Raw genomic sequence first — 19744 nt, forward strand, 5'->3', positions numbered from 1 at the left:
GTCGACAGGCACAACCACACCAGCATACACGATTGGAACCACAGTGTCGCCGAATCGCGCTCAGCGAACCATCGCTTGGATCCGCAGATATTCGCCGTACGACCAGGCTTGGAATGGGCAGCCGCGCGGGGTGTGAGGCGGTTCGGCGTCGGCGACTTCGCTGATATGCCCCTGCCCCGCCTGTTGCAAATGTTCCTGCAACGGTTGCAAGAACCTTTGCTTTGCCTGCGATTTGGCGGCTGCCGAGCCACCGTGGACTTTCAACCATGCTTCGACAAACGGGCCCATCAACCACGGCCAGACCGTCCCTTGATGATACGCAGCATCGCGAGTTCGCAGGTCGCCTTGATATCGCGGCTTGTAATCGGGATGACCGGGGGCGAGCGATCTCAGGCCGATGGGAGTGAGCAAGCGAGCTTCGACCGCTTCGACCACGCGGCGGCACTTTTCGTTGTCCAACAGCGCGATCGGAAGCCCGCCGGCGGCAAAGATCTGGTTGGGACGAAACGCCGCGTCGACGCTTCCCGATACGTGGTCGAGATCGACAATATCGTGAAGGTACCCGTCGGCTTCGTTCCAGAACTTTTCAGTAAACGATGCTTGGGCGATTTCCAGCTGCGCACGCCGATCGCGGTCGTAACGGCTTGCAAAGGCGAGGGCGTTGATCCAAAGGGCTTGGATTTCGACCGGCTTGCCGATCCGCGGGGTGACGACCCAGTCGCCGACTTTGGCATCCATCCAAGTCAGCTGCACGCCCGGCTCTCCCGCCGCGATCAAACCATCGTCGTCCATTCGGATGCCGTAGCGTGTCCCTGCGGTATATCCATCCAAGATCGCATCGATGGCGGCCAACATACGGGTCGTCTCTTCATGCGGAAGCCCTCGATTTTCGCGGCGGTGAGCGTCGAAGCTCTCTTTAACCGCCACGATGTACCACATCGAAGCATCGCCTGCGTTGTATTCGGGCGTGTCGCCGCGATCGGGAAACCGGTTGGGGAGCATCCCTTGCGAAACGGTCTCGGACCACAACAACAAGATCCGATGGGCGATCGCGAGCCGAGCGGGCGACGTCAAACAGAGACCTCGGAGGGCGATGAACGTATCGCGTCCCCAGTCGCCGAACCACGGATAACCGGCGATCACCGAAGCCCCTTCGCCACGCTTGACGATGTAAGAACGAACGGTCTCCACTTCCGGCCCCGATTGTTCGCGGCGGTGACGTTCCTTCTGCGCGATCGCTGCGAAACAGTCCTCCGCCGAAAGGCCCTCGTTTTCCGAAAGCTTACTCATCGGCTGATCGGCCGACAGTAAAAGGTAAGCGTCTTGCGGATTCAAGTCCCAATGGAACTCACCCGGTGTGGCAAGGTCTTCCAAGTCGTCGAGGCCACGCTCCCGTTCGGCTGAATAAAGGAAGCCGTAGTACCAATCGGGCGCTTCGACAAACCGAGCGTTCGCTTGGGCGTGGATCGATGGCAAGTCGAGATAGGGTTGCCATGAGAGCGAACCGGCCGCGCGATACGTCGTCGAATCGAAATCAGGATTTGCGCGATGTAACGCGTGGAAATCGCGTCCCGAGAGGAAAGGACGCACGCGTAGTGCAAGTCCACGTCGCGGTCCCTCCACTCGCCAACGCATGGCTACGCCAGGCAGCCCCTCGGGAACGAACAGCTCTTGGACGATCGTGACCGCCTCGTTGATCTCAAATCGCCACGTCGGCCACGGATCGATCGAAAACGATTCCAGCCGTTTGCCACCGTCGGGCGAACGGACATCGCCGCGATAGTACTGCGTCGAGATCGGATACTCCCCGTCGGGCGTTTCCACCACGACGTCGATACCGTTGACAAGCACCACGCGCTCGGCAGGCGGCTTTTCCGCGACTAACAGCAACGCGTGGTAGCGACGCGTCCGTTGACCGCAGACCGTTCCGGAAGCGAAGCCGCCGAGCCCATCGGTCTCGAGCCATTCGGAGAGATCGCGGTCGTCATCAACTGTCATCACAGCACCGCCATTCAAAAGGAGCCGGGTATGCAGAGCCGGATAGGAATGGTCACACTACAAGAATCCCACTCCACTTTTCCGCTGCAAATACGCAATCACCTGCGGGCTCGCCAGCAGACCTTACCTTCGCAATCGATCTGATCCGAACTACTTCGCCGTGGCTGAGAGGTCTTCGATCTGCTCATCGCCCCGCATCGAGATCGTTTGTACTTCTGCTGCGTCGAGATCAACTTTTGTGATGTCGACCATTCGAATCTGGCTGTTCTCCAACGTGCGGAAATAGAACCGACCGTTTTTCAGATCGGCGACGCTGGTCCAAAGCGTGCGGTCAAAGACACGATGCCCGCCTTCGACACCCGCGGCGGCACCGACTGGAATATCGAACGCGTTCAAAATATGAAAGGCTTGCAATACACCCGCCTTGGCATCAGCGGACTGCAGAGCGGTCTGCGAATAGGCGACGGCGCGAACGAACCGCGATGGCGGCGTAAAGTCGCCGGGCAGCCCCAGCATGCCGCTCCCCTGTCCGAGGCTGGCGATCTGTTTTCCAGCGAGATCGATATTCGATTTATTCTCGGGGGAAAGTGTCATGTAGTTACTGAGATTCGTAACGTGCCAATCGAACGCGGGCGAATTGGTGATCACGCCAAACGGGTTTTGGTGAACCTTCAGTTCCCCATCGACATGCTCCAGCACAAAACAGTTGCCAGCGGCGTCGGAGACGATGAAGTGCGCCGGAGGTACGATTCCCATCTCCTTTTGCACCGCGTCGCCGACGAGAACTTTACCGGCCGCCGCGACGGCTTCGTTCGCGTTTGCGCAGGTTCCCAGCAGATAGGTACCGAATTCCCAAGGGGCCAACGATTTCTCGAAGTCCTGTTTTTCGACCGTTTGGTACTTCGCAAAACCTGGGAAATAGAAGAGCCCGACGTGCAGCCCCTTCTCATTGATTCCATCGATGATGTAAGGGAGATCGACCGCATTGGCACCGATCGTTCCATATTTCGTGGTCCAACGCAGACCGGGCTGATTCCCAGGCGCCGTTCCGACGTATTCCTTGCCGCGTGGAACGACGATCACGTTCGACTTCAGATCGGTAGCAAACTCCAAAGTCCGGGCGAAGATCACGGAACCATCCTTTGGAGAAAGCGTGATCCCCGTGCAGGCGGGAGCGGGTGAAGCCGAGAGGATGGATAACGCGACAAGCGCGCAGCAAGCAGTGATGTTCCAGAAAGACTTCAAGCGGACGACTCCTAAGCTTTGAGTTTGGTGTTGGGCTGGTTGCTTCCGAGATGGAAGCCTTCGACATTGTCAGGAGCGCGTCGGCATACGGACGCTACTCCCAGTCAATCTACCTTACCAATCCGCCGGTGGCGGACTTCAACACACGTCGTCCTCGAAGTCGCCCAGGCATAGCTACCTGGCCGACTTCGCAAGTGTTTGCTCCCACGTAACCGAGGCAGCGGCGCGTCGATCAATCTTCGACGCAGGTTTCCAGGAAGCGAGCGAGCTTGTAGAAGTCGCTGTCGCCTTCGATAAATCGCACCTTGGTAACCAGAGTCTTAGGATCGACCAAGTTATCAAATGGGACGAAGTGAAGGTCGAGTTGTCCGGAGACCGAAACCATCACGCCATTGAGTTTTTCTTCTTTCAATGCACGGTAAGCACCAACACCAAGCTGCGATCCGAGCATCACGTCAAATGCGTGAGGGGGAGCACAACGGCATTCGTAACCGAGTTGCAGACCGTTGACTTTGCGGGTCTTACCGGTCCGTTCTTCGTAACGGCGGGTCAGCAGGCCAGAAATCATCGCACCGAGATTGATCTGCGAGATCGCGATGTGGCCGTGTTCGTCGCGATCGATACCCTCGAGATTTTTGCTCGGCAGGAATTCAGCCAGCCCCTCGGCGATCACGATCACTCCATACTCGCGGCCCTGACGTTCGCGAGCCAACATCATATCGACCATGCGATCGATGACCCGGTCGATTTCCATCACCGGCCGTGTTTCGCCAGTTTCCGCGTTGATAACTTCTTCGCCACGCAGACTGCCTGCGATGTCTTCGACGCTCAGCACCATACTGGCTTCGCCGGCGATTGCTGCACCGTATGCCAACCAGCCAGCACTGCGGCCCATCGCTTCGCAGATAAAGTAGGCGCGGCCCGCGGACGCGTCGTAGTTGAGGTTGCGAATCTCTTCGGCCAAGGTTTCGACAGCGGTGAAATAGCCGAAAGTGAAGTCGATTCCCATGTAATCGTTGTCGATCGTCTTAGGCAGGTGAACGACAGGAAACTTCTTGGCGTCTTCTGGCAGCCGATCCTGGAACATCTTGATCTTATTGGCGGTCTTCAGCGTGTCGTCGCCTCCGATGGAGATCAACGCATCGACCCCCATGGAAACCAAGCCTTCGTAAACGCGGCGTAGCGGAGCCGAGAGTTCGGCGTCATCGAGATGCTCTGGACTCGAAACGTGTTTGCCGGGGTTGGTCCGCGCTGTACCGATCATGATCCCCCGGCTGGTTCGCGCGTGCGCGAGCATCTCGTGGGTGAACTTGATGTAGTCGACGCCTTCACGCATCGGTCCGGAAGCTGTGTATTCAGCTAAGCGGCTGTAACCATGCTTGATCCCATAAACCTCGATACCTTCCTTCATAAACGACGAGGCAGCGGTTGCGATCACGGAATTGGCAGCAGGTGCGGGACCGCCAGCAAACAAGATGGCGACGCGTTTAATTTCTTGAGTCATTGAAAGGATGCCTGAATCGGTTCGATGGGTGAATTGAGGATTAGAAAAGGGCAACGGGTTCGCTGGCAGACCAGCTGGAGGGCTAGATTCTAAGGCGCACAGCCAAATCAGCAACGCCCGTTCCGCTGATGACCAACGACAACGCCGTTCCGTAGTTTGGGGGAACTACGACGCGGCGACGCTGCAACGGTGGGGAAGCCCTTGCGAGGGCTATCCGAGAGATAGACTAACTACCCACTACGGCGACCGAGGCTGTCACCACCGGAAGGGGCCGTCCTGCAGGCCGTTTCGGGGGAGTCCTAATTGTCTTGTAAAGGTCAATATTCGCACGAACGAACCAGAAAATCGATACAGATAGCCTGGCCAACGCAGGAGTCGCCGCTAATCAACTTCTCCTACCAAATTTTAAGTCAAGGACTTGGGTATATGTACACCAGCCGTATAAGATGGCTGCACGGACCTCGTCAAGCTTGGCTCCGTACTCTCATCTGCAGGTCGGAACCGACCACTGCCCACCAATTCACGCTAAACGGCTGCGAATAATGAATCAAATGGATCCATCAATGAACCCGCTGGGCGGGCATCACGAAGTGCCGACGTTTGATTACGTTGGGATGCTCTGGCGTCGGAAGTGGTTGCTAACATTTGGTGCTCTTCTAGGCGTCGGACTCGGGTATTTGTGGTACACCAAGCAGGCACCTGTCTATCAATCGACTGCCGAAGTTCAGATCACAACTCCCAACGCAGCAAATAGCCTGCCGATGGAGGGAATCGAGTACCAAGCGTTCAACAATCCGCTGGCTGATGAAATCCGCGTCATCCGCAGCGAGCTGGTATTGCGAGATGCGGCTGAAATGGGCGAGTTGAGCAAGACGAAGACGTTCGCCGGAATGTCGAACGACCAGATCGCTTCGGTGCTATCGAGCAGCCGCGAACTGATTCTCGCCCCGATCAATGACAATATGTCCGGGAACGTAATCACGGTTTCCTTCTCCTGCAACGATCCCAACGAAACACAACGCGTGGTGCAATCTGTCGTCGATGCCTACGCGAAATATCTACAGAGCATGCATCGTAACGTCGGCGAAGAGACGCTGACCTACATCGACGAGGCACGCGGTGATGTCCTCAAACGACTGCAAGAGTTGGAACGCGAATACGACAAGTTCAAGCAGACCACATTACTCGTAAACCGCGGTGGTACTCGGACCAGCGTTCACCGCGAAAATGCGGACAAGTTGTTGGCAGAAAAGCAGAAGCTGAGCATGGAGCGGACGACTCTGTTCGGTCAACACCAAGCTATCAGTCAAGCAGTGGAAGCCAAACAAGAACCCGAAGCCATTCTGGCGATGCTGAAACAGGCATTGGGTGAATCATTGCTTCCTGAAGAGGAACAAGAGGACGGAGCCGAACTGTTTACGGCGAGGCGAACCGACAAACTTGCTCGTCCTGTTCAGAAACGTTCCGAGATGATGCGCCAAGACCAGCTGTTCCCGTTAAAGCTGAAGGAACAGGAGCTGATGGGATCGTTTGCACCTTCGCATCCGGCAGTCGCTTCGCTACGAATCAAGATCCGTGGTGTCGAGCAATTGATCGCGGAAGTCGAAGCGAGCGAACGAAGGCTCGAAATCGAGATGCAAAAAGAACTCGACGAACTGCAAGCTGAGGCGGAACGTGAGGCGGCGCTGCGAGCTGGAACCGAAGACACGCCCGAAGACGAATTGTTGGCTCTCCAGCGTCAGGTAAACGTTCGCCTTGTCGCATTGGACCAAGGCCTGAAATCGCTCGACCAACAACTCGCAGCGATCAGCGACGCATACAACAGCGAACGCGAACAAGCTCGCATCGAAGAGGGCGCCGAGATCAAGGCTGCTGGTTTTGAACGGGACATCAGTCGCCAACGCGAACTTTACGAACGGATCGTCGCCCGCTTCGATGAACTGAACATCGTGTCGGAAATCGATGGTCGCCGCGTCTCCGAATTGAACTCTCCGAAAAAGGGCTGGCAGGTTGCGCCGACGCTGTCTCGTAATCTCGCGATGGGATGCTTCTTAGGACTACTAGGAGCCGGCGGGATCGGATACCTATTAGAATGGTCCGACAAATCGTATCACAGTCCCGACGAGATCGCCGAACACCTGCGTATGCCAGTGATCGGACATATCCCTGCGGTTCGCCCCGACATGGAGAAGGTCAAGGCGATGAAGTCTCAACTGGACCCCAGTCTGTGCACCTACTTTCAGCCGCGCAGCACGTTCTGCGAAGCTTATCGCGCGATCCGCACCGCTCTTTACTTCAGCAATCAGAAGCGAGATGGCGTTAACAAGGTGATCCAAGTGACCAGTGCCGTTCCATCAGACGGTAAGTCGACGATCACCGCGAACCTCGCCGTTGCAACCGCTCAGGCTGGCAAGAACGTTCTGCTGATCGACTGCGACTTCCGCCGTCCCCGCGTTCACCAGCTGTTTAAACTGGAATCGAAACGTGGTGTGGCGTGGATGGTGCAGAACATGCCCAATGATCCTCGCCAATCGGCTGCCGATTTGGTCGGTGAAGCGATTCAGGAAACCGAGATCCCCAATCTCTCCGTGATGCCTTGTGGCGAGCGGCCAGCCAATCCGGCGGAACTGCTTTCGTCGCCCAAATTCGATCAAATGCTGACGCTGTTGAAAGAGAAGTTCGATCTGATTTTGATCGACTCGCCGCCGATGCTTGCTGTTACGGATCCGAGCAACATTGCCGGCCGCGTTGACGGAGTGATCCTGGTGATTCGAATTCGCAAGGTGATCCGCCCGATGGCCGTCCGCGCTTCGCGAATGCTCGAAACGCTGGGAGCAAACGTGTTGGGCGTGGTCGTCAATGGTGTCGGCAGTCGCGAGGCTTATGGTTACGGATCGAAGTACTATCGCTCGCGCACCAATTACTACACCGGCGACCACTATCGCTCCGGCTATGGCTATTCCTACGGCAACAGCTACGGCACCGGCGACAATTACGAGTACAGCAACTATTACGAGGATACGACCGACGACACGCCGATCGTCGACTCGACAGCTAACCTCGGTGGCAACGATTCCGCGGGGCATGCATCCGCGGCGGGCAGCGGTCGCTCGGTGTAGCGACCCGCGTCGGGAAACGGCAAAACGGTTGTGTCATTGCACAACCGCACGCGGTACAATAGCCCTAGCCTTCCCATGTGACGATGGTGACGGGCTGACTACGAATCGCCGATTCCCCCTCCTGCCCCGCGTGTTGCCGTGAAGAACTCACCTGCTTTGCGAGCGTATTCTCTCCTGCCGACGCTCCTTCTCCTCAGCATCATCAGCGTTCCCAGCAATGCTGCCGACGCGTCCTCCCCAGAACAACTGGAATTCTTCGAAAAGCAAGTCCGTCCACTTCTGGTCGAACATTGTTACGAATGTCACAGTGTTGACGCGGTCAAGCTGCAGGCAGGGTTGCGAGTCGACAGCCGGCAAGCATTGCTGCAAGGCGGTGATTCAGGCGCCTCGATCCTTCCCGGCGATGTCGACGGCAGCTTGTTAGTCGAGGCGATCCGATTCGATTCCTACGAGATGCCGCCCAAGGGGAAGCTCCCCGATTCGCAGATCCAAGCGATTGAGAAATGGGTCGAGATGGGAGCTCCTTGGCCCGACGAAGCACCGCCGCAATCGGACCAGCAGCGGGAAGTCTTCGATCTGCAGCAACGAGCCGCCGACCACTGGGCCTGGCACCCAATCGCATCGCCGTCGGTGCCGGACGTGCAGGATCCCGCGTGGCCTCGGTCGGACATCGACCGCTTCATTCTGAATCGATTGGAAGCTTCCAGTCTACGTCCGGCAGTCGATACCGATCGCAATGCATTGGCCCGACGTTTGTACTTCGACTTGATCGGCTTACCGCCAACCGCCGACCAGTTGCAAGAGTTCCTCGACGACGCCAGTGACCGCGCGACCGAGCGTCTGGTGGACCGGCTGTTAGATTCGCCCCAATTCGGCGAACGCTGGGGACGCCACTGGTTGGACCTGGTGCGTTACGCTGAATCCCGCGGCCATGAATTCGACAACGATGCTCGCGACGCCTACCAGTATCGCGACTATGTAATTCGCGGACTGAATGCCGACGTCCCCTACGATCAATGGATCCGCGAACACATCGCTGGCGATCTGCTGGAATCGCCGCGACTTAACCTCGAAGAATACTATAACGAATCGATCCTTGGGACCGGATTCTGGTTCCTCGGCGAATGGGTGCATTCCCCCGTCGATATCCGCAAGGATGAAGCCGATCGATTCGACAACATGATCGATGTGATGTCGAAGACGTTTTTAGGCGTCACTGTCGCTTGTGCCCGCTGCCACGACCACAAGTTCGATGCGATCTCGACAGCCGATTACTATGCGTTTTCCGGGTTTCTTCAAGGGAGCGATTTCCGAGAAGTTCGATTCGAATCGATTCATCACAACCAACAAATCGCCAACCGCCTTGACGAACTCGATGCTCGATATCGATCGAAGCTCTCCGCTGCGTTAGGACCAGAATTGGTGGGCGCAGGAACCAGCGAATCTTCTTCGACGCTAGGCGATAACGTGCTCGTCGACTACGCCACGATCCGCGAAGATGGCTATTTGCAGAACGGCTTCATTTTTGGAAGCCAGCCCCGCCGAGCCGGCCAACTGCAGTTAGTCGATATTGAAGGGAAGCCTAGCGTTCAAATCGCGACGACTTCGGCAGCGGTAAACGATCCATTCTGGAATGGGCTGAAATCGGCCCACGAAAAAGGGATCCATCACCGCAACGCGCTCGACAAGCTTCCTAGCGTCGGACGGACCTTACGAACACCAACGTTCGAGCTTACGCACGGCAATGTCGCATGTCGCGTCCGAGGCGTCGGCCACGTTGTCGCTTGTGTCGATTCGCACCGTTTGGTCGCCGGGCCGTTGCACGGCGAGACGATTCGCAAGATCGACGGCAAGAACTCGTGGATACGCTTGAATCTGAACCGGTACGTAGGGCACCGGCTGCACTTGGAGTTTATCCCGGCGGAGGATCAGAGCCTTGAGGTTTCGCTGGTGCTCCAGAACGCGACGCCGGAACAGATGAAAGCTGTCGAAGCGGCCGAGGCAATGCAAATCGAGGCGGCCAGCATACGCCAGTCGCAAATCAATAAAGCCTTATCCGATGGAACGCAGCGAGCGAGCGACCTGACCGCATTGATCGCGCAGTGGGCGGCTAACCGAAGCGAACTAAGAAAACAAATTCGCTACGATTCGCGAGTCGCCATGGCGATGCTGGACGGCACCGGCGAAGACGATCATATCTTGATTCGCGGGAATTCGAGCAAACCGGGACAGCGCGAACCGCGTCACTTTTTGACGGCCATTTCCGGCAACCAGCCGATGGAGATCAAACGCGGCAGCGGACGCTTGGAGCTAGCGAAACAAATCAACGATCCCAACAATCCGTTGACCTCACGCGTGTTTGCTAACCGCGTGTGGCACCATTTGATGGGACGCGGAATCGTTCCTACCACCGATGACTTCGGCGTTTTGGGGCAACGTCCCACGCACCCCGAACTGTTGGATCATCTGGCAACACGGTTTCGCGCCGACGGTCAAAGCCTGAAACGACTGATCCGCTATATCGTCTTGTCGCGGACCTATCAAATGTCCAGCCACGCCGATCCGGCTGCTGTCGCCGACGATCCGAAAAACCTTCTCTGGCATCACCGTTGGCCAAAACGACTGGAAGGCGAAGCGATACGCGACTCGCTGCTTTCGATATCGGGTCGGCTCGACGACGCGATGTATGGCGAACCAATCCCGATTCATCTGACAGGGTTCATGGACGGGCGTGGTCGTCCCGGTGTTAGCGGTCCGATCGATGGGAACGGTCGACGATCGATCTACATTTCCGTGCGACGCAACTTTCTCTCACCGTTTATGTTGACCTTCGATACTCCCGTTCCGTTCAGCGCGATGGGGCGACGGAACGTCTCCAACGTGCCCGCACAAGCTTTGATCTTGATGAACGATCCGATGGTCGTTGAACAGGCGAAGCTTTGGGCGGAACAAACGATCCAGAAGTTTCCGCAGGTCGAGGATTCGAACGTCCATCGCGAGCGAGTGATCTGGATGTATCAGTCGGCTTTTGCGAGATCGCCAACGGCGGAAGAACTGGACATGGCAGTGCAGTTCATCGAATCACAAGACACAAGCGACGCGTCAGCGGAACTCGCGATCTGGGCCGACTTGGCCCATGCCTTCATCAACACCAAGGAGTTTATATTCCTGCGATGAACTCACCATTCCAATTCCCCTGCCAGCGACTGCAACCACAAGCGACTTCGCGCCGTGAGATGTTGACGCGCACCGCAAGCGGCTTCGGCGCGGTAGCGTTAGCTGCGTTGGGAGCCGATCCGGCGTTCGCCGCTGGCAGCCAAGACGCAAAGACTTTGGGTGCCCCGTTGCACGGACTGCACCACCAGCCCCGAGCGAAAAACGTAATCTTTCTGTACATGGACGGAGGACCGTCGCAGGTCGACACCTTCGATCCTAAACCGTTCCTAACGAAGTTTAACGGCAGGGATCCGGCTGATTTTTTCCCCGTCGAACCGACTCAATTCAATAACACCGGCAAGGTGCTTGGCAGCCCATGGAAGTTTGATTCACATGGCGAATCGGGGATCCCGGTCAGCGCACTGTTTCCTCATGTCGCAGGTTGTGTCGATGAACTTGCGGTCGTTCGTTCGATGGTATCGGAGTTTCCCGAGCACACGTTTGCGAACTATTTCTTGCATACCGGCAGTGGCTTACAGGGTCGGCCGAGCATGGGCGCTTGGGTCAATTACGGTCTGGGCAGCGAATGCCAAAACCTGCCAGGATTTGTCGTCATCAACGGCGGCCTGATTCCGCCGGGCGGCTTGGACTGTTTCGGCAGCGGATTTTTGCCGGCCAGCTATCAAGGATCGGTCTTCAAACCGTCGGGCTCGGCTGTTGCCAACATTCAGCGAACGGAGAAATCAGCCGAAGCGCAGATCCGAAAACTAGCCTTGGTTCGCGGCTTGGACAGCATGGCGGTCGACCAGTTCGGCAAACATGACAGCCTCGAGTCGGCGATCCAGAACTATGAACTCGCCTATCAAATGCAGATGGCGGTTCCCGAACTGATGTCGCTGACCGACGAACCCGACTACATCCAGTCGATGTATGGAATGGACGCGGAATACGCTCCGACGAAGATCTACGCATCGCAGTGTCTCTTGGCCCGCCGGCTTGTCGAACGCGGTGTTCGTTTTATCGAACTCACCTGCCCCGCGGTGGGCGGCGACCGCTGGGATCAACACAACAACTTAAAACAGGGGCACGAGAACAACGCGCGGGCTGTGGATCAACCGATCGCAGCATTGCTGAAGGATCTACGACAGCGCGGCATGCTCGATGAAACGCTGGTCGTTTGGGCTGGCGAGTTTGGTCGCACACCGTTTGCGCAAGGCAAAAACGGACGCGACCACAACCCTCAGGGCTTCACGATCTGGATGGCAGGTGGAGGCGTGAAACCCGGAACGGTCTACGGAGCTACCGACGAATTTGGATACAAGGCTATCGAAAATCGGTTGGAAATCCATGATCTTCATGCGACGATGTTGCATCTGCTGGGCGTCGATCACACCCGCTCGACCTTCCGTTTTGGTGGCCGCGACATGCGGTTGACCGATGTCAAAGGGCACGTCGTCAAAGAGCTAATCCAATCGTCTTAGCGGTTCACACCGGCGGAAAACGCTTGTTGACCGTGGCGGCATTCTCGGGGCTGTCGTCTACCGTCCGAGCCGGCAGTGTTACGATCGGCGCTCAAATGTTAAACTGTCCGCGGCGTTAACCTACTGACGATTCCGTGACGAGAACCATAATGAGCGATCTGCCGAACTGTCCCGAATGCGACTCCGAATACACCTATGAAGACGGCATCCTTCTGATCTGCCCGTCTTGTGCCCACGAATGGACCGCCAATCAGGCGGAGGACGATCAGCAACAGGAGCCGGGTGTTCGCGATGCCAACGGCAATGCTTTGCAATCGGGAGACACCGTAACGGTGATCAAGGATCTCAAAGTCAAAGGGACATCGTTGGTCGTCAAGGTTGGCACCAAGGTCAAGAACATTCGGATTGTCGATGGCGATCACGACATCGATTGCAAAATCGACGGAGTGGGCGCGATGCAACTGAAGTCGGAATTCGTCAAGAAAGCTTAGGTCCCCACGACGCGGTCGGCTCCACGTTGCGATTCACTCCCCCACGCCGAACTGGGGGATCTGGCAACCAAACTTACACGAAGCGATGGGTTGATGTTGAAGCGATCTGATTCTGTTCCCCTCTTACCGTTGTTGCTCGCTGCGACACTGCTTTCGGTCGGTTGTGAGCGTCCCGCAGCGGAAGCGGTCGCAGAGGCAAAGCCTGTCGAAATCTTGCAGTCCGCGGGCAAGACGATGGGAACGCGATACGAAGTCAAAATCGCCAACCCACCGGCGGAACTGCCCGCCGACTGGCAACTGTTGATCGACCGCGAACTGCGACGCGTCAACGATCAAATGTCGACCTACATCGCCACGTCGGAGATCTCTCGCTTTAACAGTTCCGATAGCTCGGATTGGTTTGATGTCTCTGCGGAAACCGCAAACGTCGTCGCCGCGGCGCTTGAGATCTCTGGAAAGACCGACGGCGCATTTGATGTAACAGTGGGTCCGCTGGTCAACCTGTGGAGTTTCGGCCCCGAACAACACGAGAAGTCTGTTCCCGATCAAGCTGCCCTCGATGCGGCAGCGGCGGTCACTGGATACCAATCCCTGCATGTCCGCACCGATCCACCGGCGCTTCGTAAAGACAAGCCAGGGTTGCAGGTCGATTTGTCCTCGATCGCCAAAGGGCACGGCGTCGATCGGATCGTCGATCTAATGCAGGGACTTGGATGCAAAAATGTGTTCGTGAACATCGGTGGCGAGATCCGCGCGATCGGGGATAAGGGGAAAGATCGTCCTTGGCGAGCCGGCGTGGAGCGTCCCGACGAAGCGACGACCGTGCTGCTGTTTCCGGTAGCTATCGAAGACGATGCGATCGCCACGTCGGGCGACTACCGCAACTTCTTCGAGATCGACGGCAAACGCTACTCCCACACGATCGATCCCCGCACCGGCCGGCCGATCGAACATACCCTGGCCGCGGTTTCGGTCGTCGCAGACAACTGCATGCTGGCCGACGGTTGGGCGACCGCGCTGAATGTGCTGGGCCCCGTCGAAGGGCCTCGAATTGCCGCGGCGGAGTCGATCGACGCGTATTTATTGGAACGCGCCGACGGTCAATTCCGGCCTCATCCTGTCGGCCGCTTCGTCCAATGGAGCAAGCCGCCTGTGACGCAACAGGACTGATCCTATAATGGAGAGCTTTCCGTCCGCTTCGACTTTCCCCCGCGCCAGTTGCCATGCCACTTGAAATCGTCCCGTATCCCCATCCAACTCTGCGTTACAAGAGCAAGCCGATCCGCAAAGTGGACAAGGCCCTCCGCGAGGTCGTCGCGGAAATGTTCGACCTGATGTACGAATCGCGCGGCGTTGGACTGGCGGCAAACCAAGTCGACATCCCATTGCGGATGTTTGTCGTCAACCCCAGCGGGACGCGTGGCGATGGCGAAGAATTGGTGCTGATCAATCCCGTCATCCAACGCCCCAAAGGATCTTGGCAAGCCGAAGAGGGATGTTTGAGTTTGCCCGGCATTTACGGCAACGTAACTCGCCCCAAAGAGATTCGCTTGAGCGCCTTTGATCTGAAAGGCAATCCGATCGAACGCACGATCGACGACTTTCTTGGCCGCGTTCTGCAGCACGAAAACGATCATCTCGATGGCGTGATGTTCATCGACCGGATGACCGACGAAGCACGCCGCGACCTCGAAGGCGCGTTGGCTGAATTTGAAATCGACCGCGAGAGCTGTCAGCAGACGGGTTCGATCGAGCCGGACGATGTGATTATCGAACGCCGCAACGAATGGGAGCAGCGGTATGCCTGATCGTCCGTTAACGATGGTCTTGATGGGAACCGGCCCCTTTGCAGTTCCCGCTTTCGACGCGATCCGCCGTTCGGCTGATTCGATCGCCTTGGTCGTGACACGCCCCGAGGTGATCAGCAAAAGTCGCAAACCGGCGCCGCCCAGCCCGGTCCGCCAGTGGGCGACCGACAACGAATTACCGATCTACGATCCGCCATCGATCAACGACGTCGATGCGGTTGCCAAATTGCAAGCGCTGCAGGCCGACCTGTTTGTCGTATGCGATTACGGCCAGATCTTAAGCTCCCAAGCGTTGGAAGCCGCAGTCATGGGAGGCATCAACCTCCACGGTTCGCTATTGCCATCCTACCGCGGCGCAGCCCCGGTTCAGTGGGCGGTATGGAATGGCGACCCGGAGAGCGGTGTTTCCGTGATCCACATGACGCCGCGTTTGGACGGCGGTCCGGTGATCGCATCGGCTACCACGCCGATCCAGGCGACCGAGACCGCGGGAGAACTGGAACATCGACTCAGCCAACTTGGAGTGCAGCCGACGCTCGACGCGATCCAAACGCTACGCAACTGGGATCGAGAATCGACGATCGGCGTGCCACAGGACAAGTCGCTCGTTTCCAAGGCGCCGCGTCTAGCTAAGGCCGATGGAAGAATCGATTGGTCGAAAAGCTTGCGGGAGATCGATTGTCACGTTCGCGCGATGCAACCTTGGCCCGACGCGTTCACCTTGGTCGAAACCGGAGCCAAACAACCGCTGCGATTGGTAATCCGGCAACTCGTAGCGTCGGATCATCCTCGTCCAGCCGACGCGCAGCCCGGGCAAGTGATCGTCGTCGACGGTCGTTTGTTAGTCGCCGCCGGAGACGGTTGCGTGGAGATCCTGCGTCTGGTCCCAGCCGGAAAACGCGAGATGGCCGCCGCTGAATTCATGCGGGGCAATCCACTGCCGGCCGACGCGATACTTTAAACAGCCAACCGCCACGAGTTGCCGATCCGACAACTGCCGGATCGGCTTCACTTGCATGAACGCTGTCACAACGAAGCTCTACTTTTTCACAACCCAGATGTTGCGATAGACAACGGGATTGCCGTGCCCTTGTAGATACAGCGCATCGGCCTCGGGACCTTCGGGGTGACGGCCGGGCGTTCCGTGGGGAAGCTCGAGATCATCGTGAATTACGACACCATTGTGCCGAATCGTCGCTCGAGCATTCTTCGTCTTGTTCCCTTGGTCGTCGTATCGTGCGGCGGTGAAATCGATATCGTAGGTCTGCCATTGCAGTGGTGGAAAGCACATGTTGACGTTCGGTTCAGCGATGCTGTAGATCCCGCCGCACTCGTTGTTTTTGCCAGCCAAGCCAAACGAATCGAGAACCTGCAACTCATAACGGCTTTGCATATAGACGCCGCTGTTACCGCGAGCCTGCCCGCGCGCCTTGGGTTTGAACGGCGTGCGAAATTCGAGATGCAACGTATGGTCGCCAAACTTCTCGCGACTGAAGCAATTCGCTGCCAACAGATCGCCTTGCAACTTGCCTCCTTCGAAGGCGTCCGCTGAGGATCCGTCGAACAACACGACCGCGCCGGCTGGCGGCTTCGCTCCCAACGTATCGCTCTCGCGTTGCACTTTGTAGAGCGTGCCGCGCAAAATTCCGTCGGCGACCGTCGAGACGGCGAGTTCACCGTTGGCGATTTCAATCTTAAACAGCTCATTGGCGAAGACAGCAGCATCCCCCTCCAGTTCGCCGTCGATCTCGACTTTCACATCTTTGTGCGACCGATCCGCGTTGGGCAATCCGCCGGTATAGCTGACCATACGGAACTTGCCGTCGCCCAACGCAATCACTTGGACACCAAATTTGACCGCCTCGGGACCGGCGGTCCCCTCGTATTCTCCCTGAATTTTGTAGTCGATCGGAGCGGTTGCGGGATCGAGGTAGGTGTCTTTCAAATCGTTATCGTCAGCGAAGACAGCGACGTTCAGCATCGCGATACTGATCGTCAAAGCAAAAATTCGATTCATGGGGCTCTCGCAAAAAAACATTAGAGGGGGGTGGTACTACGTGGCACAGCATACCATCGCCGTGTGTCAATTGAAACGTTTCGACAAACGACGCTACAGACGCCCCTTCCCCGTCAAACGATCAGCGATTCCCAAAGCGATTGGGTACCGTAGGTCGGGTCGGTCGCATTGATCGACTTCGGCCGATGTCACATAATCATCGCAGCCCGGGGCATGAACGATGCTCGCAGGCTCTGCGATGCAGAGCCGACCATGAGGCACGCCGGGCGTCGCTGCCCCAAATGAAACCAATCGAAGGAACGCACTATAATGTCAAGCTACACACCGGAAGACGCCTTTACCCCCGAGCCGCCAAAGTCCAGGACCGCGATCAAGATCATAATCGCTGTCGTGTTGATCGGGCTGGGCATCATTTGCTGCGGCTGCTTGGGAATGATTGCGGTTTCTTGGATGGCCTACGGAGACTCGGTTGAAACGATCAAGGGGAATCGCGTCGTCCAGCAGAACCTTGGCGATGTAACGACCGCAGAGATCGACTTGCAAGCGACCGGGGAACTGGCCGAAAGCGGTGGCCAGCAGCAGTTGGTCTATCGCGTCGAAGGAACCAATGGATCGGGCAAAGTCATCGTTGCGACGGGACCTGCTGGTTTGGAACTGAAGACGTTGATCTTGGAAGACGGGACCGAGATCGATCTACAAGTCCAAGACGATCGGATTCCAGTGGAGTTCGAAATCGATAGCGGCGAACTGGAGATCGACACCGGCGATCTCGTGCCGCAGAACTAACAGCCCCAGTTTGCAGCAATTCACCGCGGCTGGGTTCATTCGATCCAGTCGCGTGGTCCGAGTTCGAAACGCTTCAACTTGCGGTCCAACGTCGAGCGTTCGATCCCCAGGATCGAAGCGGCTTTGCTTTTGTTCCCTCCGGTCGCGCGAAGCGTCTGCAAAATATGGTTGCGTTCGATATCCAACAGCGACAACTCTTCAAAGTCGCCACCGGCTTCCGGAGCGATATCAGAATTGCCCGCGACATGAACGTTCGACAAAACCAAATCGTCGGCATCAATCGACGACTTGTTCGTTAAAACCACGGCGCGTTCGATCGCGTTTTTCAGTTCGCGAATGTTCCCCGGCCACGGATATTTCATCAACCGCTTCTCAGCCGCAACCGTGAACCCATCGATCTTCCGCCCCATCTGTTGGCAATACAGCTTCAGAAAGTGTTTGGCCAACCGCAATATGTCGCGGCCGCGTTGCCGGAGTGGCGGGATCACGATTTCCAGAACATGCAAGCGAAAATAGAGATCGGCCCGAAACCTTCCCTCCCGAACCTCGGCTTCGAGATCGCGGTTGGTGGCGGAGACAACGCGAACATCGGCGCGAATCGATCGGTTGCCGCCAACGCGTTCGAACGCATGTCCTTCCAGCACCCGAAGAAATTTGGCTTGAATCTCGGGACTCATCTCCCCGATTTCGTCGAGCATCAACGTGCCGCCATCGGCCGCTTCGAACTTCCCCAGCTTGCGTTCGGTGGCGCCGGTGAAGGCACCTTTTTCATGGCCGAACAATTCGCTTTCGAGTAACGACGGCGAAAGTGCGGCACAATTCAGACATAAAAACGGTCCCTCGCTGCGGCTACTTTGATCGTGCAACGACTGAGCCACCAACTCCTTGCCGACGCCACTCTCACCTCGAATCAAAACCGTAGCCGACGTGGGCGCAGCTCGCCGGATCGCTTCGTTGATCGCTCGGATCTCGGGACTGTCCCCAACGATCTTCGACTCTTTGCCCAATTGTTGACGCAGTTGATCTACTTTCTGACGGCTTCGGTCCAGCCGCGTTGCAAGTTGGGCTTGCCGCATCAAGTTCTGAAAAGCGAGTCCGAGGTTCTCGGCTACCGCCAATGCAAATTCCAGATGTTCGGGTTCCAGCGATGGCTCGTCGTCGCTGGAGTATAGATGGATCAAGCCGATCGATCGGTTCTCGACACGGATGGGAGCACAAACCGTGCTTGTGGTGCTGATCTCGCCACGACTGTCGGGGCTCGCCAGCGCCGCGTTGTCGGCAATATTCCGTGCGAGGACCGCTTCGCCATCGCGGAGTACAGTTTCCGCGACGAAATCGGGGACGCGATGGTAGCTGCGGTGCAGGCGTTGCCGGGTGGCGATCAAAACCAGATCGTTGGGGTCCGAAGAATCGCTTTTCGCCGATTCGGCCAGTCGCATGACAGCGCCGGTGGCGACGCCGGTGTGCAGGATCAAGGTATCGAGCGCGGATTCGGCAGCGGCGTCGATCGATTCACAGCGGGAGAGTTCAAACGCAAAGTGGAACAAGTTTTGCGCCGCGCCCGCTTTTTCGTTCGCTTTTGCCTTGCGAAACCGCTGATCCAAGAACTGAGTCTTCCCCTTGCGGTGGGTGATTTGCCCAGCGTCGATCCCCTCCACTGTCTGCTGTTCATCCAGTGTTCCGCTGGCTTCGCTCGCGTTTCCGGCGGCGGTGGGAGCTTCATGTTCGAAGGCGTCGGCGATGTCGTGCACGAAAACCATCTGACAGCCGGCGATTTCCAGCGTTTGTCCGGGCCGGATGACCTGATCGCCGTGAATCGGCTGGGCATCGATGCGCGTCCCGTTACGGCTGGCGTTATCGCGCACGACCCAATCGCCATCCTCAGCAAATAGCTCGGCATGCTGGCGACTGCATCGTTCGTGACGGATCACGATATGGCTGCCCGAGGAACGGCCAATCGTGGTGCGGCGGCCGGGCACGAGACTGAAGACATCGGTCCATCGACTCCCCTCTTGAATGACCAAATAAGCCGGTGGCGCAGTTTCTGCGGAATTTGTAACCTCTGGCAAACGATAACCCGCGGGCAAAAATGTTGTGTTCGTGGTTGTTTGAGACTATTTTACATGCAGACGGCGCACG

The 19744-nt window shown here is 57.3% G+C and carries 13 protein-coding genes; 8 read left to right on the forward strand and 5 right to left on the reverse strand.

The features are described from left to right. Nucleotides 1-60 precede the first annotated feature (60 nt). From CA51_RS13845 to CA51_RS13855, 3 genes are all read right to left on the reverse strand, one after another. Nucleotides 61-1998, reverse strand: coding sequence for an amylo-alpha-1,6-glucosidase (locus CA51_RS13845; RefSeq protein ID WP_145121527.1), 1938 nt, complete (start codon nt 1996-1998; stop codon nt 61-63). Nucleotides 1999-2148: 150 nt separating this feature from the next. Continuing rightward, entirely contained in the window at nt 2149-3243 is a 1095-nt protein-coding gene (locus CA51_RS13850; RefSeq protein ID WP_145121529.1) for a linear amide C-N hydrolase, read from the reverse strand. Between the two features lie 232 nt (nt 3244-3475). Then, nucleotides 3476-4747, reverse strand: a complete 1272-nt coding sequence (locus CA51_RS13855) for a 6-phosphofructokinase (protein ID WP_145121531.1) — start codon at nt 4745-4747, stop codon at nt 3476-3478. 551 nt (nt 4748-5298) lie between these two features. On the opposite strand from CA51_RS13855, the gene CA51_RS13860 reads away from it, so the two are divergent. The 7 genes from CA51_RS13860 (at nt 5299) to fmt (ending at nt 15763) form a co-directional block, all read left to right on the forward strand. Next, complete coding sequence (locus CA51_RS13860; protein WP_197451177.1) at nt 5299-7866, forward strand: polysaccharide biosynthesis tyrosine autokinase; 2568 nt, start codon at nt 5299-5301, stop codon at nt 7864-7866. Between the two features lie 138 nt (nt 7867-8004). Then, the gene (locus tag CA51_RS13865) at nt 8005-11043 is read left to right on the forward strand and encodes a PSD1 and planctomycete cytochrome C domain-containing protein (protein WP_231745681.1); all 3039 of its coding nucleotides are present in this window, start codon (nt 8005-8007) and stop codon (nt 11041-11043) included. A gap of 59 nt (nt 11044-11102) precedes the next feature. Then, nucleotides 11103-12503: a DUF1501 domain-containing protein gene (locus tag CA51_RS13870; protein ID WP_145124155.1), complete on the forward strand. Its 1401-nt coding sequence runs from the start codon at nt 11103-11105 to the stop codon at nt 12501-12503. Between the two features lie 149 nt (nt 12504-12652). Next, a complete protein-coding gene (locus tag CA51_RS13875; RefSeq protein ID WP_145121536.1) occupies nt 12653-12994 on the forward strand; it encodes a zinc ribbon domain-containing protein YjdM in 342 nt (113 codons plus the stop codon). Between the two features lie 129 nt (nt 12995-13123). After that, on the forward strand, nt 13124-14164 hold the full coding sequence (locus CA51_RS13880) for an FAD:protein FMN transferase (protein WP_231745682.1): 1041 nt from the start codon (nt 13124-13126) through the stop codon (nt 14162-14164). A gap of 53 nt (nt 14165-14217) precedes the next feature. Continuing rightward, nucleotides 14218-14802 (forward strand): peptide deformylase, encoded by a 585-nt coding sequence (gene def / locus CA51_RS13885; protein ID WP_145121538.1) that lies wholly within the window; start codon nt 14218-14220, stop codon nt 14800-14802. Beyond that, nucleotides 14795-15763, forward strand: a complete 969-nt coding sequence (fmt, locus tag CA51_RS13890) for a methionyl-tRNA formyltransferase (protein WP_145121540.1) — start codon at nt 14795-14797, stop codon at nt 15761-15763. The genes def and fmt overlap by 8 nt, the downstream gene beginning before the upstream one ends. A 78-nt stretch (nt 15764-15841) precedes the next feature. On the opposite strand, the gene CA51_RS13895 is transcribed toward fmt, so the two are convergent. Next, nucleotides 15842-16819 carry a 3-keto-disaccharide hydrolase gene (locus tag CA51_RS13895; protein WP_145121542.1) on the reverse strand — a complete coding sequence of 326 codons (978 nt, stop codon included), beginning with the start codon at nt 16817-16819 and terminating at the stop codon, nt 15842-15844. 309 nt (nt 16820-17128) lie between these two features. On the opposite strand from CA51_RS13895, the gene CA51_RS13900 reads away from it, so the two are divergent. Further along, entirely contained in the window at nt 17129-17605 is a 477-nt protein-coding gene (locus CA51_RS13900; protein ID WP_145121543.1) for a cytochrome c oxidase assembly factor Coa1 family protein, read from the forward strand. A gap of 35 nt (nt 17606-17640) precedes the next feature. On the opposite strand, the gene CA51_RS13905 is transcribed toward CA51_RS13900, so the two are convergent. Beyond that, complete coding sequence (locus tag CA51_RS13905) at nt 17641-19584, reverse strand: sigma 54-interacting transcriptional regulator (protein ID WP_261343087.1); 1944 nt, start codon at nt 19582-19584, stop codon at nt 17641-17643. Between the last annotated feature and the right edge of the window lie 160 nt (nt 19585-19744).

It is taken from the genome of Rosistilla oblonga (assembly GCF_007751715.1).
GTDB lineage: Bacteria > Planctomycetota > Planctomycetia > Pirellulales > Pirellulaceae > Rosistilla > Rosistilla oblonga.